34 protein-coding genes are annotated in these 24,736 nt (G+C 60.1%); 12 read left to right on the top strand and 22 right to left on the bottom strand.

Features of this window, described 5'->3' with window-relative positions; genetic code table 11:
• From NATGR_RS09255 to NATGR_RS09210, 10 genes are read right to left on the bottom strand one after another with little or no spacing between them, the layout of a single operon-like run.
• Complete coding sequence (locus NATGR_RS09255) at positions 1–180, bottom strand: hypothetical protein (protein ID WP_015233498.1); 180 nt, start codon at positions 178–180, stop codon at positions 1–3.
• Positions 177–500 (bottom strand): hypothetical protein, encoded by a 324-nt coding sequence (locus NATGR_RS09250; protein WP_005577818.1) that lies wholly within the window; start codon positions 498–500, stop codon positions 177–179. Before NATGR_RS09250 ends, NATGR_RS09255 begins: the two co-directional genes overlap by 4 nt.
• Positions 497–820, bottom strand: coding sequence for a hypothetical protein (locus tag NATGR_RS09245; protein ID WP_005577820.1), 324 nt, complete (start codon positions 818–820; stop codon positions 497–499). The genes NATGR_RS09250 and NATGR_RS09245 overlap by 4 nt, the downstream gene beginning before the upstream one ends.
• Complete coding sequence (locus tag NATGR_RS09240) at positions 820–2,337, bottom strand: DUF7563 family protein (RefSeq protein WP_139222390.1); 1,518 nt, start codon at positions 2,335–2,337, stop codon at positions 820–822. Before NATGR_RS09240 ends, NATGR_RS09245 begins: the two co-directional genes overlap by 1 nt.
• Entirely contained in the window at positions 2,330–2,797 is a 468-nt protein-coding gene (locus NATGR_RS09235; protein WP_005577830.1) for a hypothetical protein, read from the bottom strand. Before NATGR_RS09235 ends, NATGR_RS09240 begins: the two co-directional genes overlap by 8 nt.
• Complete coding sequence (locus NATGR_RS09230) at positions 2,794–3,102, bottom strand: hypothetical protein (protein WP_005577832.1); 309 nt, start codon at positions 3,100–3,102, stop codon at positions 2,794–2,796. Before NATGR_RS09230 ends, NATGR_RS09235 begins: the two co-directional genes overlap by 4 nt.
• Entirely contained in the window at positions 3,102–3,662 is a 561-nt protein-coding gene (locus tag NATGR_RS09225) for a hypothetical protein (protein ID WP_005577834.1), read from the bottom strand. Before NATGR_RS09225 ends, NATGR_RS09230 begins: the two co-directional genes overlap by 1 nt.
• Positions 3,659–5,416 (bottom strand): helix-hairpin-helix domain-containing protein, encoded by a 1,758-nt coding sequence (locus NATGR_RS09220; protein ID WP_005577838.1) that lies wholly within the window; start codon positions 5,414–5,416, stop codon positions 3,659–3,661. The genes NATGR_RS09225 and NATGR_RS09220 overlap by 4 nt, the downstream gene beginning before the upstream one ends.
• A gap of 1 nt (position 5,417) precedes the next feature.
• Positions 5,418–5,810: a DUF7344 domain-containing protein gene (locus tag NATGR_RS09215; RefSeq protein ID WP_005577839.1), complete on the bottom strand. Its 393-nt coding sequence runs from the start codon at positions 5,808–5,810 to the stop codon at positions 5,418–5,420.
• Positions 5,810–6,121 (bottom strand): hypothetical protein, encoded by a 312-nt coding sequence (locus NATGR_RS09210; protein WP_005577842.1) that lies wholly within the window; start codon positions 6,119–6,121, stop codon positions 5,810–5,812. The genes NATGR_RS09215 and NATGR_RS09210 overlap by 1 nt, the downstream gene beginning before the upstream one ends.
• A gap of 195 nt (positions 6,122–6,316) precedes the next feature.
• On the opposite strand from NATGR_RS09210, the gene NATGR_RS09205 reads away from it, so the two are divergent.
• Positions 6,317–6,670, top strand: coding sequence for a hypothetical protein (locus NATGR_RS09205; protein WP_005577843.1), 354 nt, complete (start codon positions 6,317–6,319; stop codon positions 6,668–6,670).
• A 6-nt stretch (positions 6,671–6,676) separates the two neighbouring features.
• On the opposite strand, the gene NATGR_RS09200 is transcribed toward NATGR_RS09205, so the two are convergent.
• The 8 genes from NATGR_RS09200 to NATGR_RS09165 form a co-directional block, all read right to left on the bottom strand.
• Positions 6,677–6,937 (bottom strand): hypothetical protein, encoded by a 261-nt coding sequence (locus tag NATGR_RS09200; RefSeq protein ID WP_005577844.1) that lies wholly within the window; start codon positions 6,935–6,937, stop codon positions 6,677–6,679.
• A 76-nt stretch (positions 6,938–7,013) separates the two neighbouring features.
• Positions 7,014–8,048, bottom strand: a complete 1,035-nt coding sequence (locus NATGR_RS09195; protein WP_005577845.1) for a Cdc6/Cdc18 family protein — start codon at positions 8,046–8,048, stop codon at positions 7,014–7,016.
• Between the two features lie 79 nt (positions 8,049–8,127).
• Positions 8,128–8,361, bottom strand: a complete 234-nt coding sequence (locus tag NATGR_RS09190) for a hypothetical protein (RefSeq protein WP_005577846.1) — start codon at positions 8,359–8,361, stop codon at positions 8,128–8,130.
• Complete coding sequence (locus NATGR_RS09185) at positions 8,361–8,594, bottom strand: hypothetical protein (RefSeq protein WP_231990835.1); 234 nt, start codon at positions 8,592–8,594, stop codon at positions 8,361–8,363. The genes NATGR_RS09190 and NATGR_RS09185 overlap by 1 nt, the downstream gene beginning before the upstream one ends.
• Positions 8,591–8,935, bottom strand: coding sequence for a hypothetical protein (locus tag NATGR_RS09180; protein ID WP_005577848.1), 345 nt, complete (start codon positions 8,933–8,935; stop codon positions 8,591–8,593). Before NATGR_RS09180 ends, NATGR_RS09185 begins: the two co-directional genes overlap by 4 nt.
• Positions 8,935–9,366, bottom strand: a complete 432-nt coding sequence (locus NATGR_RS09175; RefSeq protein ID WP_005577849.1) for a hypothetical protein — start codon at positions 9,364–9,366, stop codon at positions 8,935–8,937. The genes NATGR_RS09180 and NATGR_RS09175 overlap by 1 nt, the downstream gene beginning before the upstream one ends.
• Positions 9,366–9,809, bottom strand: coding sequence for a hypothetical protein (locus tag NATGR_RS09170; protein WP_005577863.1), 444 nt, complete (start codon positions 9,807–9,809; stop codon positions 9,366–9,368). The genes NATGR_RS09175 and NATGR_RS09170 overlap by 1 nt, the downstream gene beginning before the upstream one ends.
• Positions 9,806–10,072: a hypothetical protein gene (locus tag NATGR_RS09165; RefSeq protein ID WP_015233496.1), complete on the bottom strand. Its 267-nt coding sequence runs from the start codon at positions 10,070–10,072 to the stop codon at positions 9,806–9,808. Before NATGR_RS09165 ends, NATGR_RS09170 begins: the two co-directional genes overlap by 4 nt.
• Before the next feature lie 213 nt (positions 10,073–10,285).
• Between NATGR_RS09165 and NATGR_RS09160 the strand changes: the two genes are divergently transcribed.
• The 10 genes from NATGR_RS09160 (at position 10,286) to NATGR_RS09115 (ending at position 16,824) form a co-directional block, all read left to right on the top strand.
• Positions 10,286–10,498, top strand: coding sequence for a hypothetical protein (locus NATGR_RS09160; RefSeq protein ID WP_005577871.1), 213 nt, complete (start codon positions 10,286–10,288; stop codon positions 10,496–10,498).
• The gene (locus tag NATGR_RS09155; RefSeq protein WP_005577873.1) at positions 10,491–10,700 is read left to right on the top strand and encodes a hypothetical protein; all 210 of its coding nucleotides are present in this window, start codon (positions 10,491–10,493) and stop codon (positions 10,698–10,700) included. The genes NATGR_RS09160 and NATGR_RS09155 overlap by 8 nt, the downstream gene beginning before the upstream one ends.
• 81 nt (positions 10,701–10,781) lie before the next feature.
• On the top strand, positions 10,782–11,306 hold the full coding sequence (locus tag NATGR_RS19410; protein ID WP_139222391.1) for a homing endonuclease associated repeat-containing protein: 525 nt from the start codon (positions 10,782–10,784) through the stop codon (positions 11,304–11,306).
• Positions 11,306–11,896, top strand: coding sequence for a hypothetical protein (locus NATGR_RS09150; RefSeq protein ID WP_172636013.1), 591 nt, complete (start codon positions 11,306–11,308; stop codon positions 11,894–11,896). Before NATGR_RS19410 ends, NATGR_RS09150 begins: the two co-directional genes overlap by 1 nt.
• 122 nt (positions 11,897–12,018) lie before the next feature.
• Positions 12,019–12,675 carry a DUF3800 domain-containing protein gene (locus NATGR_RS09145; protein WP_005577877.1) on the top strand — a complete coding sequence of 219 codons (657 nt, stop codon included), beginning with the start codon at positions 12,019–12,021 and terminating at the stop codon, positions 12,673–12,675.
• Positions 12,676–13,012: 337 nt separating this feature from the next.
• Positions 13,013–13,213: a hypothetical protein gene (locus NATGR_RS09140; protein WP_005577879.1), complete on the top strand. Its 201-nt coding sequence runs from the start codon at positions 13,013–13,015 to the stop codon at positions 13,211–13,213.
• A gap of 831 nt (positions 13,214–14,044) precedes the next feature.
• Positions 14,045–14,929, top strand: a complete 885-nt coding sequence (locus NATGR_RS09135) for an IS1595-like element ISNagr7 family transposase (protein ID WP_005577881.1) — start codon at positions 14,045–14,047, stop codon at positions 14,927–14,929.
• 385 nt (positions 14,930–15,314) lie between these two features.
• Positions 15,315–15,944, top strand: a complete 630-nt coding sequence (locus NATGR_RS09125) for a hypothetical protein (protein ID WP_005577883.1) — start codon at positions 15,315–15,317, stop codon at positions 15,942–15,944.
• Between the two features lie 308 nt (positions 15,945–16,252).
• Positions 16,253–16,447 (top strand): hypothetical protein, encoded by a 195-nt coding sequence (locus NATGR_RS09120; protein ID WP_005577884.1) that lies wholly within the window; start codon positions 16,253–16,255, stop codon positions 16,445–16,447.
• A gap of 44 nt (positions 16,448–16,491) precedes the next feature.
• Positions 16,492–16,824 (top strand): hypothetical protein, encoded by a 333-nt coding sequence (locus NATGR_RS09115; RefSeq protein ID WP_015233489.1) that lies wholly within the window; start codon positions 16,492–16,494, stop codon positions 16,822–16,824.
• 68 nt (positions 16,825–16,892) lie between these two features.
• On the opposite strand, the gene NATGR_RS09110 is transcribed toward NATGR_RS09115, so the two are convergent.
• The 4 genes from NATGR_RS09110 to NATGR_RS09095 all read right to left on the bottom strand — a co-directional run bounded on the left by NATGR_RS09110 (position 16,893) and on the right by NATGR_RS09095 (position 24,404).
• Entirely contained in the window at positions 16,893–19,613 is a 2,721-nt protein-coding gene (locus NATGR_RS09110) for a fibronectin type III domain-containing protein (RefSeq protein ID WP_005577887.1), read from the bottom strand.
• Positions 19,606–21,204 (bottom strand): glycine-rich protein, encoded by a 1,599-nt coding sequence (locus NATGR_RS09105; RefSeq protein WP_005577889.1) that lies wholly within the window; start codon positions 21,202–21,204, stop codon positions 19,606–19,608. The genes NATGR_RS09110 and NATGR_RS09105 overlap by 8 nt, the downstream gene beginning before the upstream one ends.
• A complete protein-coding gene (locus NATGR_RS09100; protein ID WP_231990836.1) occupies positions 21,204–22,211 on the bottom strand; it encodes a hypothetical protein in 1,008 nt (335 codons plus the stop codon). Before NATGR_RS09100 ends, NATGR_RS09105 begins: the two co-directional genes overlap by 1 nt.
• Positions 22,212–22,325: 114 nt before the next feature.
• Complete coding sequence (locus NATGR_RS09095; RefSeq protein WP_015233488.1) at positions 22,326–24,404, bottom strand: phage tail tape measure protein; 2,079 nt, start codon at positions 24,402–24,404, stop codon at positions 22,326–22,328.
• Between the two features lie 68 nt (positions 24,405–24,472).
• Between NATGR_RS09095 and NATGR_RS09090 the strand changes: the two genes are divergently transcribed.
• On the top strand, positions 24,473–24,703 hold the full coding sequence (locus NATGR_RS09090) for a hypothetical protein (RefSeq protein WP_005577895.1): 231 nt from the start codon (positions 24,473–24,475) through the stop codon (positions 24,701–24,703).
• Positions 24,704–24,736 lie beyond the last annotated feature (33 nt).

Genomic DNA, 24,736 nt, shown 5'->3' with positions numbered 1-24,736 from the left:
CTACACATCGCCATCACCTTCCTTGGACTCGGCGCGCTCGAGTGCCCGCTGGAAGTGCTCGGCTGCGGGGAGATTGGAGTCGGCGATTCGTTCGAATAGTTCACGATGGTCTTCGAGGGCTTCGATACCGTCGTCGGGTTCGAGATCGTCGTTGCTCTCGACGTAGTTGGCTTGGCTCATTGGTCGATCACCTGGTTTCGGATGTAGATGCGCTCGGACCACGGGCGGTCCATCAGCTCGATGCACGTCACGAGCCCGCCCTGACGGGCGAGCAGTACGGTGTCGGTTCGACGGTGGTAGCGGGCGACAGCGCCACGGTGGGCGCTGGGATAGTGGACGGGGCTAGCCTCAGTCCAAGCCTCCTCGACGTCGACGTCGTCCAGGAGCGCGCGATTGGGCCAGCGGTCCTCGACATGGCCGGAGATTTCGCCGATCGAGAGATCCGCAGCACGCCGGCGTTCGCGTTCGGCGACGTCGGCGTCGGGTAACCGGACGCTCACGCGTAGATCACCCCGTAGATGATCGTGAGCGTCACCCAGAGCGTAAGTGCGAGGATAACCCCAAGTGCGATCGTCTTCAACGGCGTCAGCTGGGCGCGGTCAGCAAGACGATTCGCGTAGTACCGATTCCGCGTCTGGGCCGACACGCGGCCGGAGCCGTCGCAGAATTCGCACTCGGTGGTTCCGTCGTGGAAGCACTGTCCCTTCCAGTGACAGATTTCCTCGTGACAGTCGATGAACTCGCCCTGTCCGCTGCAGCGGGGGCAGTAGACGCCCTCGGGCTGGGACTGCTGCTCGAGTCCGCGACCGTCGCAGGACATCAGGCACCCCCTCCGTTGCGGGCTGGTCGAATCGTCCCGTCGCCCTCGCGAACGAGATTCTCGCAGTTCGGGCAGCAGCGGGGAGCACCCTCCTTCTCGGGTTCGAACACCTTCGCGAACTGCTTGTCAACGTGCGACCCGCAGTTCTGACACTGCGTATCAGTGGTCCCCGTCGACGCGCTGTAGTCGGTGAACGCAACCGCGCCGCCGTCGTTCGCGACACGCTGTTCCGAACGATCAGCCATCGACGGGTCATCGATGTCGTCGCCGGCCGGATCACTCGCGGTCTCGGACACGGTCGCGACGCCGTCGAACTCGTAGTCGCCCAGATCGGAGAACTCGATCCCGTCAGGACCGACGACGTCACCGAGGCCGTAGATCCCCATCACCCGGAGCGTCCTCGTCGAGCTCCAGCCGGTCTCGTCGATGATATCCTGCAGGCTGTCGGCGTCTCTGACGATCGCTTCGAACTCGCCCGGCTCGAGGTTGTTGAACTGGGACTGCGGGACACCGTGGGCTTCAGTCCGATGAATCGCTAACTCGAGTGAGTCCTCGAGTGTCGCTCCGCAGTGACACTCGCGAGGGAACGTTTCAGCGTCATCGTCGTTTTGATCCTCGGCGCCGGCGTCCTGGTCCGGCGCGTCGGCCTCGGCGTCCTCCTCGAGGTCACCGGTACGTGCCTCTGCCTCTGACGTTGACTCCGGTTCGGTGGTGGTGTCCTCGGTGGAGGCGCCGGTTTCGTCGCTTTCGTCGGGTCCTTTGGTGCGGTTTGCTGCCGAGATGAACGCATCCTCGGTGTCTTCGTCCTCGTCTTCGTTCGCGACCGGTGGTTCAGGAACGTCGGCGTCTGTCGGTTGCCAGACAGCAGCGGCCGCGTTCTTCTCACGCTTCTCGACATCGCCGCGTTCGCGAAGTTTCCGAAGCCGGTGACCGACTTTCTGACCGGTCGATCCGAGCCGGTCGGCAAGATGGCCGGCCGCAACCCAGTCGTAGCCGTCGTCTTCGACCATCGCGAGCAGTTCCGCGTGGACGTGTTCTGGGGTCAGGTCGTCGGCTTCGTCCTGGTCGTCAGCGACCTCGGCCTCGCCACTTAGAGGATCATCGGGGGGTGAGGTGACGATCGAGACGCTTCCGTCGTGCTGCTGACCGTGGTGGCGTGCGACGCCAGCCTCGCTCGAGGGCCCGTACCCACAACGCTCACACCAGTACTCCTCGTCGCCGTCGTCGCCGGCGTCGACATCTTCGTCCTCTGGGTCTGGCTGGTCGTCATCCGCCCCTTCACCGACGTCCTCGACAGGGTCTTCGTCGAGACGATCGTCGAGGTTCTCGTCACCTGCCTCTTGGTCGCCGACGAAGACCTCGAGGTCGGTTCCCCGCGGGATCGCAACGGTCAGCTGGGCATGGATCTGGTCGTCGGTCGTCTCGACAACCTGGGCGCCGTCAATGTCGATTGCTGTGTCGTCCTGCAGAGCGTCGACGACGTCGGCGACCCGGCGGAGATCGGTTCCGCTAGTCACCGTCACCACCCCCGTGGTTGCAGTTTACGCGTTGGGCGAGCGTCGGTTCGTCCCGCGGATGCCGTTTTTCATCGTCCTGGCAGCATTTACATTCGCGGAGTCCCCATGATTCGGCGGTCTCGAGTGGCCAGTGTTGGACGTCCTCGTTGTCGTCGGGGAGGTAGCGACAGCCACGGTCGGTGTGGTAGACGCGTTTCTTCGCATGTTTCGGGACGAAAACCTCGAGGTCGGTGTCCGTCGACGGCTCGATCACACCGCCATCGGTTGCGACTCGCCGGTCGGTCGGTGCCGAGATCGGCGTGGGGTCGTCACCGAGTTCATCGGCGTCATGGGTCCGGAGATGGCTCGCGAACTGGCGGTAGTCCACTCCGTATTGTGCCCCGCATCCTGGGATCGGGCACCGAACAGTTCGGAGGCGTTCCTTCGTGTTCCCGACGTTGACAACGTATCGGTCGGTCACGCCTGCTCACCCCCCTCGTTTCCGGTCGAGTTCTCAGACTCTGCAGCTTCGAGTTCAACGCTGCACTCGAGACAGACCCGCATGTAGTCGGCGTTGAACATCGCCCGGAGCTTCTCCCACTTCGACGTCGCTTCGGGCTCAAGGTTGTCGAGCGGGAAGTCGAGCTTGTCGGCGAAGTACCGACCACAGTGCTCGCCGCACTCGTCGCAGTAGTTGTCGTGACGGCGCCGTCCGAGTCGCATCTGGGGTTCGCAGATCGCGACGGCGACCGCCCGTGCGAGATGAAAGCGGAGGCGGTAGAACATCACCGCTCACCTCCCGGGTAGTCGTTTTTCGTGTCGACGTAGCGGGAGTCTTCGATCCCGAAGTCGTATCGAATACCGGCTAGTGCGGTCCACATCCCGAGAGCGAAGTCACGGGATAGTAGGTCGCGTTCGCAGCTCAGGACCGCCGCTTCCTCGATTTCCCGCATAGTACGCACGAGTTCCGTAACGCGGACGCGGCCGTTTTCGGGGTGTTCCCGCCGCTGGTCCTCTATTCGCTCTGCTGCCAGATCGACGAGGGCGTCACGGTCGAACGCACGGAAGTCAACGCCGCCGTCGGTCGCCGTGTGTAGTGACTGGCGTTCGAGTTCTTCGATCCCGCCGAGCATCTTTTGCACTCCGGGACAGTTCCCCTCGCCGTTGAGGGGTTCTCCGCAAACCTCGCACCGTTCAGTACCGCCCACGCACTGACCGCCGTCGGTCGCGGCGCGTTTGACCTGGACGTCGTGGAACTGCTCGTGATCGTCGATGGCGTCTCCGACCTGCTCGAGGTCGCCGCGTTCGATCACGCCGCAGGCCTCGCATTCGGCAATGTAGCTCATCGGCGACCACCCTCCGGTTCGTGAACCTCACCGGGGCCCGTCCAGGAGCGTGATCCCGATCCACAGCCGTCGGCGATCGCGACCTGGCCGGGTTCTTCGTCGCAATCGTGCCGGACCAGGTCGGCGAGGGTGTCGAACGGTTCCTCGCAGATGTCACACCAGTGTGCGTCCCCGGAAAGGAACGCCTGACGTCCCTCAAGGCGACGGCCGCCGTCGGTGACGACGTCGAAGCCGGCTTCTTCGAGGACGTCCGAGGGACTGCGGCCGTACTTTGACGTCGTCGTGTCGGATCGGCCGAAGCACTCCGAACACGCGCGTTTGTCGAGTTGCCAGTCGGGCGTCGATTCGGTCTCCTGGACGCGCCACGAGACGCCGTCGCGGTTGTTGTACCGGCACCGGACTGCGAGGTCCTCGCGAGTGGCGTCCTCGGTCGGGAGATGGAGAGCGGCTTTCGCCCCGCGAGCGTTCGCTCGCCGAACGAAGAACGGAACCTCCTGGCGAACCTCGTCGTAGTCGATGTCGCGACCACCATCTGTCGCGAGCTCACGATCAGTATCCGCGTCAATGGAACGCCACGCGGTCGCGTCGATGGTCGTGTATCGACAGTCGGGACAACCGATCACGTCGTTCTCCACACCGAATTGTGTGCGCTCAACGGCCTGTAGAACCACGAACTCGCCGTATTTCTCGCACTTCGGGCACCAGTGTTTGTCGTCTGGCGCCGAGTCCTCGATCATCTCGTTCAGACCGTCGATTAGCTTCTCGCCGTCAGATCGTTCAGTATCGTCGGTGGTCTGTCCACCATCGGTCGCGACCGTGCGGCCAGTTTGCTCGCGAACGCGATCGTGGACGTCGTCGCGACGATGGTGGATGTCGTATTCGTCGACGACATAGTTGACCGCGACGTATCGGGAGTCGCCAGCCTCGACGAGTTGGACGGCCTCGCGAACAGCGCGGTCGACGAGCTCGGCTTCTCGCTCGCCGCCGTCCGTAGCGGTTCCGGTGTCTGGGTCCTGCCAGATCCCCGCCGACTTGAGCCGGTCCTCGAGGTCGCCTGCCGAGTCGGGACTGAACCCCTGGAGGCCGGCGATCTGCGTCTGTCGGTACCGGGCTGCGTAACAGATCGACTCGAGTGAGCCGAACTCCTCGAAGAGGCGGTCGGCAGTCTTGGGTCCGATCCCGTCGACGGCCTCGAGCGCGTGGCGCTCGCACCGGACCTTGACCCGGGGACTCCCGTAGGAGACGGTGTCCGTCGAGTCGCAGCTGCGTTTCCCGCATTCGGGTTCGCCGCCGTCGGCTCGAAGTTCTGAGGCGCGTTCGAAGCCAGCGCCGTCGGCCGCGACAGGCTTGTCGACATCGTGGGCGCGCTCGAGGACGGTCCGGTAACGCTCGCGACGCTCCGAAGGGATCCTCGAGTCGGCGGATGGCCGTCGGCACACTGACGCCGGGATGCTGTCGCGGTCGGTGAGTGTCCACTCGCCGGTCTTGTCGTCGTAGGTCGCTCGATAGCGCGATTCGTGGCCGAACTCGAGATCGCGAGTGACGCCCAAGACGGCTACCGACGCAGCGTCGGACGTACTCCCACGGCCGCGACGGATTGCAACCGTGTAGAACCGACGCTCGCCTTCGTCGGGATCGTCGTGGTTGGCGTCGGCGTACGCGCCTTCGTCAGCCCACTCGACGGACTCCCACTCGAGGCCGCTCGACCCGTCCAGTTCGACGGGCTCGGGGTACAGACTGTTGTAGGACGCCATGTTAGTCGTCACCTCCAGTGCCGTCGGTTTCTCCTCGCACAACCTCGAGGACTCGCTGGGTGTGATCGAACGCCGGGCCCTGCTCGACGACTTCGTCGTCGCTATCGAACTCGACAACACCCATCTCGGCCAGTTTCGGGAGGTGGACGTGAACCAGTGAGACGTAGACGTCGCGGACGTGGTCGTCCTGGTCGAGTTCGGCGGGTGGCGTCTCGAGTTCGGTCGTGGTGATCGTTTCCGCCAGTTCGTCAGCCGACAGCTGGCCGTCGGCTGCCGCCAGGACGTCAACGAGGACCCGCCGACGATCGTGCCGGAGGAACTCGCCGATGTCGACGATCGGGAGTTCGGCCACGTACTGCTGCTCGCGGAAGTATTGTCGGGCTGCTTCCAACATCACGCGTCACCTCCGTCGAGGATTTCGGCGTCGTCGCCGGCGATGATCACGTCGTCGTCATTCGAGTTGAGGAGTTCGACGCCGACGTCGTCGGGGTGGACAGCGGTATCGTTATCCGCGCCGCGGTCGGACTGTTCGACTGGACGGGTCGCCGGCCCTGTACAACCTCCCGTCCGTGCCGTCGCATGCTCGTGCGGCGGCGTTTTCTGTGCGCTACTGGTCTCAGGAGAGTTATCACGGCCGCTCGGACGGCCGGCTGTTCCGCGGTCTGTGGGGTAATATTCATTTACCCCGGAATGTTCGTTTTGCATGGCTTCGGAAACCCTCGCACGGGTTCGGAAGCCACGTCCGGCGTGCTGGAGACACGCCGGGCACTTTTAGCGCCCGAGAGGGACCTGGCTTCCACTTAATTAGTTCTTACTCGATCGACTTAACATTACCGCTGTTTAGGTGGCGCTGTTGCCGTGACAGTGGTTCTTTATGCTACCATACCGTTGGTAACATATATGACCATGACCAAACCCGAGCAAATGCGGCTCCAACTCCCGTCCGATAAGCTCGTCCTCGAGAAGTTGACCGAGGGTCGTAATTTGGCCGCGAATATCGCATCGGATGTTGACCGGAGCCGCAACTACATCAATCAGCGAATGGCCCAGCTCCACGACTACAGACTTGTCCGCAAAGTTGGACCGATCGAGGGCACTGGCCTCTATGAGATCACGCCAAAGGGAGTGGCCACCCTTCGCCTCATCGACGAATACGATGAGGGGCCCGAGTTTGAGAAACGCGTCGAGGAACGCGCTGAGCTTATCGACGTTCGCACCATCGAGATCATCGATGAGGGTAACGATCAGGCGTAGCATAATTTACCTCAGCTCCCCACTCACCAGGTCCAGCGCGTCGTTGATCCACTGCGGAAGCGGCCGTGTCGCTGGGTCGCGGTCGACACACTGTCCGTCTTCGAACTCGAGCGTCCACTCATCCTGGCCGTGTTCAATGGTGACTGTCCGTCGACTGCCCTCGCCGTAGGCGACCTCGAGGCTTGCTTCGGTCGGGATGTCTGGTGGGACCTCCTGGTCGAGATCGTCCCGCAGATCCACGTCGATCCGTCTGGTATCAGTCGACATGACAGTCACAGCTTCATGGGATAGACCCTTTAAATCGACTTGCAGTTCCGAATAATACGCAGAGAATACCACCAGATTACGGGAGGTCTACCTTCGGCTCGACGTCCGGATCCGCGACTTCGTACACCCGACTCCTGGTCGGCCCCTCGTACTCGACGAGGTCGTACTCCCGAAGTTTCGGGAACTTCTCACGGCGCGCTCGCCTCCCGATCGGCTGCGCGGCCGTCCCGTGATAGACGTCGGCGGCGACTTCCTCGTAGCGTTCGTGCAGCCGGTCACCGGAGATCGCGCCAGCCTCGTGAACGATCGCATACAACACCTGATGGTGGGTCGGTAGCGACTCGAGGTTCAACTCACGGATGCGCCGCCACGCGCGTTCCTCACCACGTTCGATGTCCTCGTCGTGAATACGGACGTGCCCGCGGTCGCGGGCCTCGACGGCCGCTCCCCACAGTCGCTGGATGCCGTTCCGGGCGACGCCGGCGACCTCGTCAGCGATATACTCGAGTTGCCCTCGTGTGATGACGTCCGGGTGATGGAAGCCCTGGCGGGCTCGTCGCTCAAGGATCTCGGTGAGTTCATCGACGCCGTAGCGGCCGAGCGAGATCGTGCCGCGATCGAACGGGTGGCCATCGTCGACGTCCAACCGCGAGAGCCACCGCCGTTTATCGTGCGTGATCGCAATCAGCTTCGCATCCAACTCGAGGAGCTCGCCGACGGCATCGGTCTCGGGGAGGTCGTCCCCTTCGTCCAGGACGATGACCGTCTCCCGCTCCTCGGTGGCCGCCTGGAGTTCGTCGCGAACAGTGTCGGTTGCCATCGTCTGCCGGACATCGTCGGGTCCGTAGGGGTGGTCCTCGAGAACGGCTCGAAGGACGGCCGCGGTAGTCTTCCCGAGACAGTTGACGTGCGCATGCGCAACCGGTTCGACCCGGCCGAGTTCGTCGATCACCTTCCGAGCAAAAAGCGTCTTCCCGACACCGCTCGGCCCGGAGATGAGGACGCCGTCGGTGGCCGCGATCCGCCGGAGGACCTCATCCATCTCGCCGCCGCGATGGAGGAGTTCCACGCCGTCGTACCCGTCGTCGAAGACCTGCGGATCAGCAATCATATTCTCATCGACGGTTACGTCGGGTAAAAAGACTACTTGCAGTTCCGAATAGTCAACAGAACAGGAACCTGAGAAGGGGTTACTCGAGGAAGCGTTCGCGCCAGTAATCCGTCTTGGCCCAGCGCTGCGAGCAGTCTTCGCGATGTGGAATCTCGTCGATGTTCATGTGCGACCTGCCGCACTCGAGGCACTCGATCTCGCCGGTCGGCTCGCCCTTCCGGAACCCGTCGACGTCGATTGACGTCTCGCTGCGAACGACTCGGTACTCCGTATCAGGAGCGAGCGCATCCCGTGACGGTCGTTCGCCCGGCATCACGCCAACTCCACGACCAGCTGCGATCCCTGCGGCTGGACGCTGGCGATCCCGCAGTCGTACTCGCCGAGCCGCGACAGCACGCCCGGTGGAACGCGGTCCATGCCAGCCACCAGGACAGCCTCGAGCGTGCGAGTGCCGTTCCGATCTTCGGTCACGCGAACGCTCTGGACGGTCGGATGCCGGCGGACGGCGGTCGCAGCCTCGGCGAGACGGCTCGTCGTGATACTCACCGCGACCACCTCGGGCTCACGTCGACGTGCTCACCGAGTTCACCGGCGACATCGTCCTGGTCGAACGAACGGGGGACTGGTCGCTCGCCGATCGCGAACGCGACACGCCGGATGTGCTTACAGAGTCGGTCTCTGTACTGGTGGTCGGCGCACTCGCACGCCCATGGCTGCGAGTTGACGAGGTACTCCCGGCCGCTCTCGGAAACGACCAAGTAGAGGTCAGGACAGCCGCGGACGCGGCCTTGGTCCTCGAGGACGGTCAGGTATTCGGTGAGCGCTCGCTCGTCGAGCTCGTCGACGTCGGCGTCGACGGTGTCCTGATCGGTGGTCGCGACCGCCATCACTCGAACACCTCGCCGACGCCGGCCCGGTCGACTGCAGCTTCGTGGTTCTGGAGCCACTCACGCGCCTCTTCTTTCGCGGCCTCGACGTCTTCCTCGTCCCAGACGTCGGTCCAGTTGTCGCCGTGCTCGAGGACGTCGGCCAGCGCTGCGGCGACCACTTCGTCGACGAGTTCGTCGACGTGCTCGGTGAGCGACTCGGCAGCGTCGAACGCCGACCCGCGAACAGGATCATCGAACCCCGGGTTTGCCCGCCGCCGTTCGGCCAGCACGTAGGCGTCTTCGACGATCTCGATCAGCTCGCGTAGGTCTCGGCCGTGCTGGTGCTGCATGTCGATCGATTCGTGAACGCGGTTACCGCAAAGCACGGACTCGAACTGATCGCTGCGCTCTCGAGCCAACTTCTTGACGCGTTTCTCGACGCGTCCCATCACGCCTCACCTCCCTCACCATCGTCGCGATCATGGATCTCCGTCTCGAGTTTCAGCCGGGACCGTGGGTAGGAGTACTTCGTCAACGGGTCGATCGCGACGTCGGTCCGCTGCGGGAACACGACCAGGACGACGTCGTCGTCCACGGGGTAGTCGGGGTTCGCATCCGCGACGGTGGTGCCCTCGCGGAATTCGTACTCGCCGGCGGTCTCGCTGGGGAGTCCGACGACGAGCATCGTCGCATCCGAGTCCTCGAGATCGGTGACGTGATCGCCGATGTGTAGCTGCGGGAACTCGTACTCCTGGCCGCCGTCCGTCGCGACGACCGACCGCGAACGCGGGTCGACCGTCGCCTTCGCGCGCTCTTGCTCGAGGGCGTCGGCCTGGATGTGGTCCTCTTCGCTTGGATCGTCGGCGAGGTCGCTCGCGGTGATGACCGTCATCGGCGGACCTCCATGCCGTCGAACTCCTCGAGCTGGTGAACGAGTCCGGCACCGTGGCCGCGGCGGGCGAGTTCGGAGCGGATCGCATCCCAGTCGTTGACACCGACGACGCCGACGAGTCGGCGGCCGATCTGCGTCGCACGACCGAGCGTCTCGCGGTACTCCGTGACTGGTTCGAAGACGAGTGTTCCGCCTGCGACTGTCTCGAGTTCGTAGTTCTGTGCTTCCACAACCGTCTTTTGCGTGGTAGTCGTAGTCGACATTGCCTTTCTCCGAAGGCACGGGGGTCGGTGCTGCAACACCGGCCTCAGATTTTCCGAAGCGCCCCGTGCTCAGTAGTTAGTGTATTTGCTAACACTATAAAGGTTAGCATTTTCGCTAACATTAGAGCATTCGATAACTATTAGGAGATACGCTAAGTAGTATGCGAGTAGAGGTGAGCAAATATTACAACCAGAACGACCGAAGGACGCCGCATGGCGAAGACCCGGGCGCTCCTTACGGAAACCGAACGTGACCAGATCGCTGGTGAGCACGGCGACGACCGCCGATATCAAGCGACGTCACGTGTCCGAAGGCGGATTGAGGAAGAGCTGACTGAAGACATCGACGTCCTCGAAGAACACCATCCCGATCTCCTCGAGGAACTCCGCGACGTCGTCTGCGAGGAGCGTGATCCCGATGACTAACGAGCCACTCACCGACCTCGAAGTTCGCGAACAGTCCCTCGCGAAAGCTCGTGACGCACTGGCTGTACTGCAGCAGATCCCCGCTGCGGGGCTCGACGAAGCGAAGCACGAGACTGTCACCGAGATGGTCGACAACTGCCGGTCGCTCGAGCGGGCGCTCCAGAACGAAGTCGAACAGATGCAAGGAGATCCCGATGAGTAGCGCTAAGGCTATCGCTGGTTCCCAGATTCCGAGTGGGTACCAGAACTCAACTACACCGAGCAGAGTGGAGGTGACGAGTCTTTGAACCGGATACCCGACGAAGATCTCTTAGAAGCCATTCGTGAGCTGAACAAGAAAACGCGTAATACTCCACCAACAAAAGCTCAAATGGACGAGTGTGGGGAGTACTATAGCCGGTCATATAGACTGAGATTTGGTAGCTGGAATGAGGCTGTTTCTGCTGCCGGATTTGAGCCTCGAGACCCAATCGACTCAGACTTTTTAGATGAACCTGAATCTTGTCCACTCTGCGGGGAAACCGATACTGAATTGGATTTCCACCATTGGCGCTATGGCGATAATAAACAGGGCTGCTACCTTTGTCGAGATTGCCATGATGCGGTGCATGAAAATGGAGCACAACCGTCGGATAGCAACGACTGGTTGATCGAAGCAGTGGCAAATCTAGTCGAACTTCACTCAGAGTACCACGGTGACCTGGAAAAGAATGAGATTCTAAGCCGCTACAATGTGACGTCTGGCGAGCTTGTCGAGTATGGAATTCAGCAAATAAACGCAAGCGCTGATCAGGACGGTGGATTGTGATGACTGACGACCTTGAGGACCTCGTTGACGGTTCGTCGGACCCATCTGATCCGTCTCGGACGTCACGGACACCTCGGATGTCTCGGACGTCCGAGACGTCCGACCCGTCCGAACCAACGGCAGACGGGTCGTCGGCACCATCCGAACTGTCCGAGCCGTCTGACCCAGTCGACCCGTCCGAACCGTCCGGGCCGTCCGATCCGCGGCTCGCGACGCCGATCAAAGAGCACTGGAACGAGTATCCGACGTATCTCTATCCAGCGCTCGCCGAACGCGTCGACGACGTCTGGGCACGGCTACAGTACGAGTGCCGGATTCAGCAGGACTTCGAGCCCGAGCAGTACCGCCACTTCCAAGCAGTCGCCTGGGCAATCGCCGTCGAGCAACTCGAGGCGATGGGTGCCGCGGAGTTCGTTGAGCACTGCGAGCAGCTGGGCGTTCGCGACGTCGGTGACCAGGACGACTCCGACGACGGTGGTAGCCTCGAGGAAGAAGGCGGCATCATCGCGAACGACGTCGATGACGATCGTGGCGAGTTAGATCACGGCCTCGATCTCGAGACGGCGATCGAGGATGCACAGAACAGCTGACTCGAGGATAACAAGCCTTCTGCAGGAAATCGCGACATGCCTCGCTCAAGAAGGGTTGGACAATAATTTGTTGAGTTCTCGCCAGACTTATATCAGTTCGATTCGATTATTCGATCGGCTAAATGCAGGGATTCGGTGACGTTTCTGGCCATTTTCGGAGCCTTATCAACGGTCACTGTGACGTTGTTGTTGTCGCTGTTGTTTTTGGTGATATGATCCAGGCCGGACGGTGTTCTAAAAAGACTGTCCGGGATGTCCAGGACGTAGAAGAGGCAAAATGGTCAGACCTCACCAATACACAGAAACGCCGATTTATCGACTGTCTCGTTGAGAATGACGATACAGAATTTGGGTATGCCAAATTCACTCGCGAGCAACTTCAAACACTAACTGACCAGTATTTATTGTACCAAGACGTCAGTTTTCCACCGGATTGGGATCTGGCACTCACTGGATACGCGTATGGGGAACTGCTGTTTGAAAAAGGTGCACGTGATGAACGGCGAGTCACTTTCGAATTCGATCACGTTGCTTCACAATCGGACTCAGCAGATATCGCTTCTCACATCGAGGAGTTTGTTCCAAACACCAGCCCAAAGTACAAGAGCTCCCATAGCAGTCCGGGAATCCAGACTGCAGACTGTTTCGCTGGTGCGGTTGCAGAAGATCACAAAAAGGATACTGACTGGATTGATTCGATAGACTCCGACCGTATTATTTCTTGCACTGAAACATCGCTTATCCAACTCGAGAACAATCTTACCAGCCACGACCGGTGATGCCTCTCTGAGGAATTAGTGCCGGACCGTGATCGGCCTCCCACCCGCTGGCCTGCTAGATCGCCGGAACCTGAATCCGGAACCGAGGACCTAACAGACGAGGTGCTTTTAGCACCTCTGCGAGGTCATTGACCTCTCACGGCTTTATCGGTAGTTGTAGTTACTATGTACACGCTCATAAATATGATGGCCTGATTGAAAGTGGACCAGTCTGAAATATATAAAGTGCGGAATTGGTACAATTCATGCCCTCATGTAGGTGATATCACTTTGAATTGAAAGTCAATCTAATGAAGAATCCGCACCTTTTTATCCGGACCCGCGGCCAACGACGGCGATGCCTTCCGATCATGACAAACGCCGTGACGATCTCCTGGTCGCGCTCGCACTGACCGAGTTCTCGGTTCACTACGAGCAGATCGATCCCCGACTCGCTGAACGAGCTTGGCAGCTGGCCGCCGGTCGCCTCGTCGAGCACGACGTCGAGCCTCACGAAGTGCTGGCGGAACTCGAGATTGGGGAGACGGACAGCCAGTAGGTTTAGGTGTGAGTGGTATCCAGCTTCAACTGGCAGGAAACTGGAAGAAACGAAACCACATCTCGCCACTCCGCGAGAACCACCACCTGCCACGCCCCCGTTGACACTCACCCCCCAACGGGAAGCCCCTATCATGGCCGTCTTTCACCAGGCGGCCTTTCTGTGCATCCCTGATCCCTGCAAGGTCTTTCTCGAGTTCGGAGTTGGTGACTGATCGGTTGGTTGACGCTGACGTGTAAGCCAGTACGTTTAGACTGGTCTGGTGTATCGGCCAAATTGGCAGAGGGATTGGGGGACCGCAGATGTTCTCTCGTTGATCGCGAGAGACTCCCTCTGCCGCGCACCCGTTGTCGATCACCCAACGAACCCGACACCTGCCGCGGTCACCACGCGGCAACTTCCCACGGATTTTCGTTTTGCTCACCGACGCCGGCGACCGAAGTCGACATCAGACCACCCAGTCCCGGTGAGAGGGCTTTAATTCCGAACCTGACCCCCGTGTTCGGAGTTATGCCCGGATCTCGGATCATAGACAACCTTCACGAACTTTTATATTATCGGTCGTGATACTCGAAGAACATGATTGGAATGATGGAGTCAGCAATTGTACTATGGTTTCTCGTAGGAGTGACTATTGGTCTTGGGCTACTGTTTATCGGGCCAATTATTGAATTAGTAGGGGCGATATGATGACCGTACGTATTGCTATACCCATCGTTTTGGCTATTGTGTTTACAGGACGCTCTTGGGTAGAGGATTGTTGGTCAGTTTTCTGCCGTAGCTAGAAGTCGTAGCGGGCAAGGGTGGCGCGTTCGCGCCACCCGACAAACGATGATTCCAATCAAGACGTTCGTCTCGGAGCGTCGTGCCGCGAACCTGCTGGCACAGGTTCGCTGGCGTAACGGTGTCTATTGCCCGCGCTGCCGTGCCGAATCCGTGATTCGGTACGGCAGCTATCGAGTGTTCCAGCGGTATCTCTGTAAGAATTGCGACCGCACATTCAATGATCAGACTGGTACCGTCTTCGAACATTCGAAAGTCGCACTCAGAAAATGGTTCTTCGCCGTCTACGCCTATATCCGATTCAACACGAGTCTCAGGCAGCTAGACGTTGAGATTGATGTCTCGTACAAAACGATCTACCGGCGCGTCCAGCGCTTTCTCCGAGCACTGGACGCGCCTCGCCCCCAACTCGAAGGACCGGTCGAAATCGACGAACTCTACGTGAAAGCTGGCCTCAAGGGCCGCGAGCGCGACCGTCCGTCGCGCTCGCGTGGCCTATCCACACGTGGGAGAGGATCCTACGACCAGGACAAGCCACCCGTGTTTCTTCTGGCTGATCGCGGCTCTGGCGACCGTTACGTGCTGCCAGCGAAAGCCGCCGATGAATCGACGATTCGACTCCTCCTTGCTGACCGCAAAAAGGAGTCGCTCACTGTCTATACTGATGGCTTTCGAGCATACGACCCACTGGATGAGGACGACGAATTCGACCGCGAATACGTCGTCCACGGCGACGGTGAGTACGTCGATGGAGACGTTCACGTCAACACCTGCGAGAGCCACGGATCGCTGGCGCGATCCTGGCTCTCGCCCCATCGCGGCGTCTCCAAGGACAAGCTCACGCCGTATCTCAGAGCGTTCCAACTCCGTCGTCGTGTCTATCGAAAACCGGGGAAAGAAGCACTGAAAGCCATCCTCGAAACTGCGCTATGACTCACCAACAATCTACGTCACAAGAGCGTTACAGGATTCATGGCAGGGTTCATGGCCTATTACGATCCACTTCTCGACACGCTCGGCAATAGTACTCTCCCAATCACAGGGCTGTAGTAGCTATAATTCAAGTACGATGCCGCGGCCAACGCCGGCGATGTCTCGAACCGACGATCTCCTGATCGCACTGACACTGACCGAGTTCTCCGTCCACTACGAGAATACCGACCCAGCACTCGCCGAACGCGCGTAGCACCTCGCCGCCGATCGCCTCCTCGAGCACGACGTCAAGCGCCAAGAGGTCGCGTCGTCGCTCAAATTAGGGGCAAATAGCCAGTAGATTTAGGATGCGCGATTAATGTAGAACCCAACAGTTCAAGAAAATATGATGATTGCTATAAGCATCTCACAGGTTATCAGGGATACAATTCTCGCACTTGAGGTACTGACTCCAATTCTCGGTGGGATAGGAACAATGGTGCTTGCTGTTTTATATTATTTCCAATGGGGTGCGCAAGACCAGCAGACCGAGATTATGAAACAGCAGAAGAAGATGCTCAGCCAGGGCTATGACCCTGAAGCCAATGATGCTGAAATTAGAGTCAACGGTGATGAAGTCATAGTTTCGGTGACGAACGAGGGTGCTGGCTTAATGGTTGATTCACGGTTAGTGCTACATTCTCATTTTAATACTGGTGGGGATTTTGATAATGAAACAAGATACGAGACACCATTAAAACGAAAGGGTGATAAGACAGCATTAGAAGCAATACTCCAGCCAGGAGATTGTGCAGAGTTCTTTATTGAGGAATTGAAGGTCCGACTGCCAAATAACGAAGGAGAGGTAACAATCAAAGAAGCGATTAGCTATGCTAATGAAAATGACATGAGTCTCTGGATAATTAAAATCATATTATATTATGAGAGTGTTGATGGGACACCTCATGAAGAGCCACTGAGGGTGATAGATACCCCCGAATCAGCTGAAGATTTCGTTTTGGAAGATGTATTGTAACTAATTCAATGGAAACTACTGTTAGATGGGTGGTCAGTCACTCGAGATAGGAAAGTGGGTCCCAAGAAGATTGCTTAGTCGTCCACTCCCAACTGATAGGATGGTCACCGTGTATTCAGGCTGGCTGTGGCAGAGCAGGTACAAGATTTTATATATGTGGTTGTGATATTGGCCGAGCATGATTGGACTAATAGAATCTGCGATGGTTCTCTATGCATTCTTAGCCGTTATGCTGGTGATTGTGTTAGTTATCTTTTCACCATTTCTCGAGATAGACCTCAAGTAGGAAGCCGCAGCCAACGCCGGCGATGTCTCGAAGCGACGATCGTCGCGATGATCTCCTGATCGCACTGACGCTGACCGAGTTCTCTGTCCACTACGAGGACGTCGATCCCGAACTCGCCGAGCGGGCGTGGCAGTTCGCCGCTGACCGACTCGTCGAGTACGCCTCGAGCCGGCGGATATCGTCGGTGAACTCGAGATCGGCGAGTGAAGTACTGTAAGACCGCACACAAGGTTTATAATTCGGACAATAATGGGTGTCTTTATGAGTGACAAGAAAGCTGAGAGGAAAGGATACCTCCTTGTGATCGCAGCGCTGATCGCGGTCGTGTCGGGGGTACCAGTAAGGGATGCACTCGCGACAGGTGGAGTAACAGCAATTGAGGGAGCAGCACCAGGAGCCGGGCAAGCGACCGGTACCGCCGCAGAATACATATTCGATGTAGAAATCGTTACTGCAGCCGTTGAACTTGCCCCACATGTAGTGCATCTGCCTATGGCGAATGATCTGATCGGGTTTGTTCTGGTCGCTCTCTTTACAGCTGTCGTCGTCTTCTCTCTGGTCGAAATATGGCAAGGTAGGCAGACCACAGCATAGCGATGCCTCTACTCGCTCATCAACAGTAGTTCTCAGAAGGACAGAAAGCGAAAAGAGAGAGGAGAGTGTTAAACGCGGTCGTTGGCAGAATCCAGCCGACTCTCGAACCCACCAAAGACCTCTGACGAGCTCCGCCTCGTGCCGAACGTCACTCGGTCTCGGTCGGACTCAATGGACATATCGTAGGGAAGCAAGTACTCCGCGGGAACGTCGACGTCGAGGTCCTCAAGTTCGACGGCCTCGACGAGCGACCTGATCTCCCCCGAGGGGAAGTCCGCGCTCACCTCGTACCGCGGCGTCGAGAGCTCTCGAACGAGGTACATCGCGGCCTGCTCGCATGCGCGCTCGGTCGACAGATCCGAGATCGTCTCCGTCAACCGCGTCCGGCGATCGCCATCGTAGTCCTCGTGCTCGAACTCACCGCTGACCTTGTAGTCGTACTCGAGATGGAGTTCTTCACCGTCGTCGATCGCGCCGGACTCGGTCATCCGAATCCGACCGTTGCCGTTCTCCATCTCGTAGTCCAGCCCCCGCGAGTACTCTTCGCCATCGCTGTCCTCGACGGTTTCCGTGCCGGGGATGATGTTCTCCGCACGAAGATCAACCCACGATCCGGGATCGGCCTCGACACGCTGCCGGGTCGACGTCCGACCACCGCGAACCCTGGCCATCAGGATCGGCGCCGACTCCTTCGACACAGAGGGATCCATCGCGCCAGTGGCTGGAGTCTCGGCTTTGCGGTCACCGGGCCACGTCCACTCGAGCGTCAGCTCACCATCCGCATTGACGCCGACCTCCCAGACCGCGTCGGAGACGTCGGCGAGTTCGTCCAGGACGTCACCGAGGTCGCCTTCGAGGATCCGGTTCAGGACGAGCGGCCGATCGTCGAAGTCCGCACGAATGTCGATCGACTCGAGCGATTGCGGCTCATACCCGAAACGGGGGGTTGCACCCTGGGGCTCGAGGTCGCGATCGGCACCGAGCCCGAAACGCGCCTTGATGTGAGGCCCGGACTCGTAGAACTCTCCCTCGAGCGACGTCGCGTCCTCGGCTTCGATCCACGAGCCGCCGGCGTCGGCGGACAGTGCGAGCTCATCGACACCGCCGCCGTGACCGGTCTCGACATCGAGATAGCCAGCGATCGCCTCCCTGAATTGGGATAGGGTCTCCGTCTCGATCTCGAGCGGGTCGTCCGGATACAACGACGGTCCGGGAAGGTAGCCGCCGGGTTCGTGGAGTTCATCAGAGAAATCTATCGAACTGTGGAAGCGGTCGTCGTAGAACGCGACGACGTCGACGAACATCCCATCTCCCTCATCGGGAGAGTCGCTGTACTGGATCGTCATGGAATTGTCGGCGACGTCCCCGCTGCCCCACAGGTCCCAGCTTTCCCGCCGCCACGATGGGTCGTCTTGCGAGCCGATGTCCGCGTCCTGCCAAAACCATTCGCCGTTCCAGAGGAGATCGTACGTCGGGCCGTCGTCCGGATTCTCATACCCACCCCGGCGATACCGTAGGTTCAGATTCTCTTCCGGGACCTTGTAACCGAATTCGTGGCTGACAGAGAAGTTAATCTCTTGCGCCGCCCCTCCGGAGTACATGTCGCCGGTGATGTCCCCGTCGAGGTCGATGACGGCACACGTCTGGAGTGGCTTGACCGTGTTCCCGTCGACCTCGAGCGGGATCGTCTCCTCGTCGATCGGGAGCGCTTCGAGCAACTCCTCGAACGTCAGCTCGTCATCCGCGAACACAACGCCAACGTCCTCCTCGATACTGGCTTCTGGCACGTCGACGTTCGCCTCGAGGTCGGTGTCCTCGAGCAGAGTCTCGACGATCTCGGAAACTCGTTCGTCGACGACGTCACGCTCGACATCGTTCTCAAGAGCGGTACCGCCGACCGCGGTCAGCGAAACGTGGTCGTCCTCGAGGTCGGATTCCTCGACCTCCTCGACCGGGAGCCGATCACCGTCCTTCCAGACCCGGATGGGGATGCCTTCGTAGCTGTCCGCGTAGATCGCTGGATTGCGTTCGATGTCGATCGAGGCGGTGGGCTGATCGCGGATCTCCGCGCTGAACGTTGCGCCGTCCAGGACGTCGGGCGTGATCGTCACACCCTCGGGGTGCTCGAGTTCGACATACCAGCCCCCTCGCGGCACCGACCGGTCCTCGAGAGCGGTCTCCTCGGTCGTGACCGGATCAGTGGTCTCGCTATCGGCGTACTGCCACTGCGTCTGTGTCCGAACCTGGTACTGGTACTCGCGGTCCGGTGACACGCTTTCGTCGACGAACTCGTCGTCGTCATCTGCGACAGTGCCGGTCAGTCGGCCAGTATCGGCTGGATCGCCCTCGTAGTCGTAGTCCTCGCGTTGCCGATAGATTAGATGCGACCCACGGAACTCGTTCTCGATCGTCCAAGAGAGTTCGACCGACGTCTCATCGGTCTCTTCAACCGTGACGTAGTCGGACGGGACCAGCTTCGTTTTCTCCTCTACTTCGAGCCACTCACCGATCTTGTACTCGGTTTCGGTTCGGATCCGGACGGAGTACTGTTCGCCGCCGAGGATACCCTCGATCGTGTGTTCTGTGCCCTCGTCGTAACCAACGGTCGCCTCGTGTTCGTAATCGGGGTGGTCGCCGTCAGGATCGTCGTCGCGAAGCTCAAGCACGTACTCGCCGTTATTGAGGACGTCACCCCACTCGGCGCCGAGCGTCTCGGGCTCGGTCGCGTCAAGAGTCATCTCCTCGACGTCCGGCAAGTCGGTCGTAAACGTGACGTGTCCGTCAGTCATCGTCGGATCGCACCTCCGTATCCTCGGTATAAGTCTCTATCACGGCGCCGTACAGCTGTCCGTCGAGGAGCTCCGACGTCTCGAAAGTCGCCGTCTCTCCCTCGTCGACCGGGTCGCGGTCGACGTCCTCCTCGTACTCGCCGTCATCGTCCTCGCGGAGGAGGAGTCGGTACCCGGACGCGTTATTCGACGGGTCGACCGCCTCGACCGTCGCGACCCTCCCGTCGACGTCGACGACCTCGACGCCCTCGACCGCCGGGAGCGGCGTCAGTCCCTCCTCGGATCGCTCGTCCTCGCTCGCCCTGTACACGGCGACGATATCATACTTGTAGTGTTTTCCATCGAGGAGGCCGTTATCGACGTACTCATAGTCGGACGCGTCCTCGACCGAGTCGATTTCATCGCCGTTTCGATAGAGGCGGAGCTCCTCGTAATCCTGCGTCGGCTCGACCGACGTTATCGTTATCTGTCGGTCCGTGACGTCGATCGTGGTCTCGTCCGGAAGGTAACCGGTCGTCGCCATGATCGTATCCGACGATTCGTGACGCACGTCACCCTGAACCGCGAAAACCTGATACTCGTACTCCGTATCACCGTCGAGCCCAGTATCAGTATATGAGTTGTTCGAGCCGTCGACCGTCGCGATAAGCGATCCGTCGCGTTCGATATCAATTTCCTCGACGTCCTCGTCCTCCCACGCGATATCAACCTCCTCGTAACCCTCGAACGTCACCTCGAGGTCGGATACCGACGGATTGCCGATCGTGATATATACCGATCCGTCGCCGGAGTTCGCTCCCGTCGAGTGTGTGAAGTCGTCGAAGTACTCCTCTTTGATGTGTGACGACCCTCCGGCTCCGCCGGCACCGGCCGGGTCGTATTCGTCGATGTCCCGCGTGTCTTGATGACAGTACCCGCCGGCACCGCCGTAATACCCGCCGCCTCCGGCTCCGATACCACAATTCCGGTATGTATCGCCGTCACCGCCGTCTTGCCAACGCCCGTCCGAAGCTTCGGCGCTCGAAACGCCGGTATTGGGGACTTCTCCACCCGAGGATTGGTCGCCACCCTCGGGCTCGCCGAGCTCCTCTCGAGACTCGGCGTTTTCCCCTTCGGGATACCCGCCGGGAGCGCCGTCACTTAGAGCGTCTGAACTCCCCTCCTCGACGTGACAAGTACCGCCTCCTCCGCCGCCTGCGACAAGCAATCTATTCTCGTCCTCGTCGCGGTCATCGACGAAAACCTCGGACGCTCCGCCTCCTCCGCCGGAGTTAACGTATCCATCTGTCCCGTCGTGATAGTCTACATCCCCTTCCCAACCGGCTCCCCCATCGCCGTATTGAGGGTCATTGTTGCCCTCCTCTCCGACGAGAATGTCAATTTCGTCCGGGAGTTCCCCGATGGTCGTCGTACCCGTGATTACTCCGCCGCCTCCTCCGTCCGACGCGGCACCGAAATTTGAGAGGCGATGCTCGTACTCGGCGTCTTCACCCGCTCCGCCGCGGACCTCTATTTCGATCGTCTGCTCGTCATCGTACTCGGAAAGGTCGAGCGAATAGTACCCGGGCTCAGTATAGGAGAAATCCGACATTATCGACGCACCTCCTGTCGGTCGACGAGCGTCTTACTCGACTGCGGATCGACGATGCGCTCCGAGGCGATCGGCTCGAGCCACTCCTCCAGGCTGGTCGGGATCGGCCCACTCTCGCCGTCGGGGATCGTCACGAGCACGCTGTCGTGGCCGCCCGAAGCGATGACGTCGAGATAGTACGGGTCGCCGTCGACGTCGAACCGCAGCTGACCCCGTGCCCGGGGTGCTTCGATCGTCGCGACGTCGACGACGACGAGCTCGACGCTCGCTGGCTGGTCGTCCTCGAGGCCGACATCGCTCCACCCGTTGTCTGGGTCGTACTCGTCGGCCTGGATCGTTCCCGAGTATTGGTCGAGCACGAGCCGGAGCCGGCCGGTGTCGAGCGCGATCGGACCCGCGGGGTCGTGCGCCGGCAGCGAGACCCGCCGGCCCTCCGCTACTTCATCGGAGTCGTACAGGTCCCAGACGTAGACGTCACCGATCGAGTCGTCGCTGTAGGGGATGTCGGCCGTGAGGACTGGCTGGGTGGTGTCGAGGTCGGGGCCGTCTTTGGCGTCGTAGAGTTCGAGTTCGCCGCGGGCTGTTTCAACGGTCTCGAGTGGCGTCGCAGGATCGGTGGTCTTCGACTCCGGATCCAGCCACTCGGCCAGCCGCGCAGTCGCCGGCAGAGCGATCAGGGCCTCGAGGTCGTTCCCGTACTCGTGGTCGACGTCATCAGACGGTGCTGTCTCGATCGCTCGGCGGTGCGATCCACGGCGGCCGGCGAGGGCAAACGACGGGTCAAGAGTGACGATCCCCTGCTCGCCGGAGGTCCGCATATCGCGGGATATCGATGGACTCCAGTAGTATCCCTCGAGGCCAGCGTGCGGTGCATCGGCGATCGCGAGTGGCCCGATCTTGAGGGAGTTCAACAACTCTTCGAGTTCGAGAGAGGCTCGTGATGCCTCTTCACCGTTGAAGGTGACTTGTACTGGCCCCAGCGACGGGACGGTATCGGTCGTCGCCACAACGACAGACCCGCCACGGTCATAGTTCTGCTCGGATGTCGAGACGCCAGTACTGTTCGACAGCTGTCCGAGGTCGTTCTTCGCGTTAAAATCGAGATGTCCGATTTGCATCAGTTAGGCCCCCTCGAAAACGATGTCGTCGGCATACGTCTCGAACACGCGTTCGAACTCGCGCTCGTCGACTGAGACCATGACCGGGATCCGGAGTTCGTCGAACAACTCGCGCAGACGCCGCATCTCTTCGGTGAGCTTCTCTTCGACTTTCTCCTCCGGCTCGCTGTCGTCTCCATCAGCCATCACATCGTCCACTTGAGAGCCGACATCGACCTCGTCGAACCGTTCAGGGTCGATATCAGACTCGACATCGATATCCCGGTTCTCGAGTTCGTCGTAGACGTCTTTCAGCGCTTCCGCCTCTTCGCGCTCGCTCTGCAGTTCAGCCTCCGCGACGTCGGCCACGACCTCCGACTCGATCTCCGTTATATCGTCGGCCTCCTGGACGTCGGCCAGCTGGTCCTCTAAGTTCGCGAGTTCGTCACGAGCATCAGGCAGTTCGCTTCTGAGCGTGTCGAGTTCCTGCTGCGCCTCGTCGGAGATGATACCGCGCTCTTCGATCGTCTCGAGCTCGCTCATCCGAGCTTCCATCTCGGCAACGTCGTCCGTCTGAGCCTCGATCCCCTCGGAAAGATGGTCCTCGACGTCACCCGTCTCGAGTTGCTCGACCAGCCCATCTTGGAACCCAGATCCGAAGCTTTGAGCGGTGTTCTCGCCGGCTTCTTCGAACTCTTCGGTGGGTTCTGGCGGTTCGGGGTCCTCTGGATCGTCGATCGCGTCGGTCTGATCGAACTCGTCATCGTCGCCGAGACCAGGGATGCGCTCGATCTGGTCGCGGAGCCAGTCGATCTTGTCGCCGATCCAGTCGAAGACGTTTCCGACAACATCCTGAACGCCGAACAGGTTGTTACGCCATACCTCGTAGAGCATCCCAACCGGGCCGAGGAGGGCCAGCAGCCCGTTCGGAACTCGATCCAGCCACCCCTGGACCGTACTGAAGACGTTCATCGTTGTGTCCCTGATCCCCCAGAGGTTGTTCGAGAAAGCGTAGTAGAGGCCGCCAACGGCAGCAATCACCGCTCCGATGGCTGCAACGATCGCCCAGAGGGGAACAGTGATTGGGCCGAGAGCGACGTTCGCAGCAAGAGCTGCTGGTACAACTCCACCAGCGAGCGAGCCCGCAAATCCTGTGGCCGCCGCCGTAGCCATTCCCCATCCGGCGGCCATCGACGGCAGCATCGCCAAAAGCGTCCCGCCTGCCAACAGTAGCGGGCCAAGCGCAGCAGCGAGGCCGCCCGTAATGACGATTGCCTTCTGCTGCGTGTCAGACAGTTCACTGAACCAGCCGACTGCCCTTGAGGCCCAGCCAACCAGTGATGTCGCCGCCGGCAGTAAGTGCTGTCCGATCTCCGCGCGCAACTCCTCGGTGTCCGCTCGGAGTGATCGCATCTGATTCGCGAATGAATCCGATGTCCGCGCGGCGTCGCCCTGAGCATCCTCCGTCTGCTCGAGGATCGCGTTGAGACGTGCTTGGGCGAGTTCGGCTTCGCTCGCTTCTTCCCGACTTTCTGCCAACCCATCGTTCATCAACTGCTGCTCGACTCGAGCGGCGGAGAGGTCGACCCCGAACTTCCGCACCGCCCTCGACTGGCCAGCGAGCGCGGCCTCGAGGTTCTGCTGGACTTGGTCTTCAGTCATGTTGTTGAACGACGCCAGGTCCGCAGTGAGCGTTGTGAGCTCCTTGCTCATCTCGGCTGTCTGCTCTTCGGTTGCATCCATCGCCGACAGCAGGGACCCGAAGTTCGCAGCGTACTCCTGCAGTTGGTTCTGGCTTCTCCCGATCTCGTCTGCGTGCGTATCTGCCCACTCTTCGACGCTTTCAGCCGAGGACTCGAACACCTCCTCGAATCTTGCTCCCATCTCCTCGACGTCGCTCGCCGTCGAGATCGAGGCTGCGCCGAGTGCAGTGAGCGGAGCTGTGATACCGGCCGTCATGATACCGCCGGCGCGCTGCATCGTCTTCCCGGCTGATTGCGCCCGGCTGCTCAGTCCGTCCAGGTCTGATTGTGCGTCTTGGACACTGGATTTGAAACCGGACGTATCCAGCTCTAACTGTGCGCGTAGTCGCTCGAAAGCCATGTTTATGTCCTCACGAAAACCGGTGAACCGTCGGTAATGTTATATGATTGTCTACTCAACTGCCAGCCATGGCTGAAATCGACCAAGACGACATGAGCCCCGGACTCAGCGCGTTCATATTCGCCTTCTTAGGAGCAGGTCTACTGGTGATCGGTTTCCTCGTCAGCCTCATCTTCTGGCCAGCGGGACTCCTCATGATAGGTATCGGCGGCTTGGCGATCCTATCGAGCCCAGTAGTCTGGGCAGTAATGCGATTCGGCGACACAGACGTCGACGAAGACGACGCGGCACCGTCATAAACTCTGTAGCGCACTTCCGTGTTCTTCGTAGTA

Source organism: Natronobacterium gregoryi SP2 (assembly GCF_000230715.2).
GTDB lineage: Archaea > Halobacteriota > Halobacteria > Halobacteriales > Natrialbaceae > Natronobacterium > Natronobacterium gregoryi.
Note: the sequence above shows the minus strand (reverse complement) of the source record. Positions and strands in the feature narration are given on the sequence as shown.

What these genes read in the sequence shown, in the direction of transcription:
- NATGR_RS09220 (WP_005577838.1), bottom strand. Translation starts at nt 5,416, where the DNA reads ATGGCGTCCTACAACAGTCTGTACCCCGAGCCCGTCGAACTGGACGGG.
- NATGR_RS09110 (WP_005577887.1), bottom strand. Translation starts at nt 19,613, where the DNA reads ATGACTGACGGACACGTCACGTTTACGACCGACTTGCCGGACGTCGAG.
- NATGR_RS09115 (WP_015233489.1), top strand. Translation starts at nt 16,492, where the DNA reads ATGAGTGACAAGAAAGCTGAGAGGAAAGGATACCTCCTTGTGATCGCA.
- NATGR_RS09135 (WP_005577881.1), top strand. Translation starts at nt 14,045, where the DNA reads ATGATTCCAATCAAGACGTTCGTCTCGGAGCGTCGTGCCGCGAACCTG.
- NATGR_RS09165 (WP_015233496.1), bottom strand. Translation starts at nt 10,072, where the DNA reads ATGTCGACTACGACTACCACGCAAAAGACGGTTGTGGAAGCACAGAAC.
- NATGR_RS09200 (WP_005577844.1), bottom strand. Translation starts at nt 6,937, where the DNA reads ATGTCGACTGATACCAGACGGATCGACGTGGATCTGCGGGACGATCTC.
- NATGR_RS09245 (WP_005577820.1), bottom strand. Translation starts at nt 820, where the DNA reads ATGTCCTGCGACGGTCGCGGACTCGAGCAGCAGTCCCAGCCCGAGGGC.
- NATGR_RS09090 (WP_005577895.1), top strand. Translation starts at nt 24,473, where the DNA reads ATGGCTGAAATCGACCAAGACGACATGAGCCCCGGACTCAGCGCGTTC.
- NATGR_RS09255 (WP_015233498.1), bottom strand. Translation starts at nt 180, where the DNA reads ATGAGCCAAGCCAACTACGTCGAGAGCAACGACGATCTCGAACCCGAC.
- NATGR_RS09205 (WP_005577843.1), top strand. Translation starts at nt 6,317, where the DNA reads ATGACCATGACCAAACCCGAGCAAATGCGGCTCCAACTCCCGTCCGAT.
- NATGR_RS09215 (WP_005577839.1), bottom strand. Translation starts at nt 5,810, where the DNA reads ATGTTGGAAGCAGCCCGACAATACTTCCGCGAGCAGCAGTACGTGGCC.
- NATGR_RS09120 (WP_005577884.1), top strand. Translation starts at nt 16,253, where the DNA reads ATGTCTCGAAGCGACGATCGTCGCGATGATCTCCTGATCGCACTGACG.
- NATGR_RS09190 (WP_005577846.1), bottom strand. Translation starts at nt 8,361, where the DNA reads ATGCCGGGCGAACGACCGTCACGGGATGCGCTCGCTCCTGATACGGAG.
- NATGR_RS09095 (WP_015233488.1), bottom strand. Translation starts at nt 24,404, where the DNA reads ATGGCTTTCGAGCGACTACGCGCACAGTTAGAGCTGGATACGTCCGGT.
- NATGR_RS09140 (WP_005577879.1), top strand. Translation starts at nt 13,013, where the DNA reads ATGCCTTCCGATCATGACAAACGCCGTGACGATCTCCTGGTCGCGCTC.
- NATGR_RS09125 (WP_005577883.1), top strand. Translation starts at nt 15,315, where the DNA reads ATGATGATTGCTATAAGCATCTCACAGGTTATCAGGGATACAATTCTC.
- NATGR_RS09145 (WP_005577877.1), top strand. Translation starts at nt 12,019, where the DNA reads ATGCAGGGATTCGGTGACGTTTCTGGCCATTTTCGGAGCCTTATCAAC.
- NATGR_RS09230 (WP_005577832.1), bottom strand. Translation starts at nt 3,102, where the DNA reads ATGTTCTACCGCCTCCGCTTTCATCTCGCACGGGCGGTCGCCGTCGCG.
- NATGR_RS09150 (WP_172636013.1), top strand. Translation starts at nt 11,306, where the DNA reads ATGACTGACGACCTTGAGGACCTCGTTGACGGTTCGTCGGACCCATCT.
- NATGR_RS09155 (WP_005577873.1), top strand. Translation starts at nt 10,491, where the DNA reads ATGACTAACGAGCCACTCACCGACCTCGAAGTTCGCGAACAGTCCCTC.
- NATGR_RS09225 (WP_005577834.1), bottom strand. Translation starts at nt 3,662, where the DNA reads ATGAGCTACATTGCCGAATGCGAGGCCTGCGGCGTGATCGAACGCGGC.
- NATGR_RS09195 (WP_005577845.1), bottom strand. Translation starts at nt 8,048, where the DNA reads ATGATTGCTGATCCGCAGGTCTTCGACGACGGGTACGACGGCGTGGAA.
- NATGR_RS09160 (WP_005577871.1), top strand. Translation starts at nt 10,286, where the DNA reads ATGGCGAAGACCCGGGCGCTCCTTACGGAAACCGAACGTGACCAGATC.
- NATGR_RS09210 (WP_005577842.1), bottom strand. Translation starts at nt 6,121, where the DNA reads ATGCAAAACGAACATTCCGGGGTAAATGAATATTACCCCACAGACCGC.
- NATGR_RS09175 (WP_005577849.1), bottom strand. Translation starts at nt 9,366, where the DNA reads ATGGGACGCGTCGAGAAACGCGTCAAGAAGTTGGCTCGAGAGCGCAGC.
- NATGR_RS09180 (WP_005577848.1), bottom strand. Translation starts at nt 8,935, where the DNA reads ATGGCGGTCGCGACCACCGATCAGGACACCGTCGACGCCGACGTCGAC.
- NATGR_RS09170 (WP_005577863.1), bottom strand. Translation starts at nt 9,809, where the DNA reads ATGACGGTCATCACCGCGAGCGACCTCGCCGACGATCCAAGCGAAGAG.
- NATGR_RS09105 (WP_005577889.1), bottom strand. Translation starts at nt 21,204, where the DNA reads ATGTCGGATTTCTCCTATACTGAGCCCGGGTACTATTCGCTCGACCTT.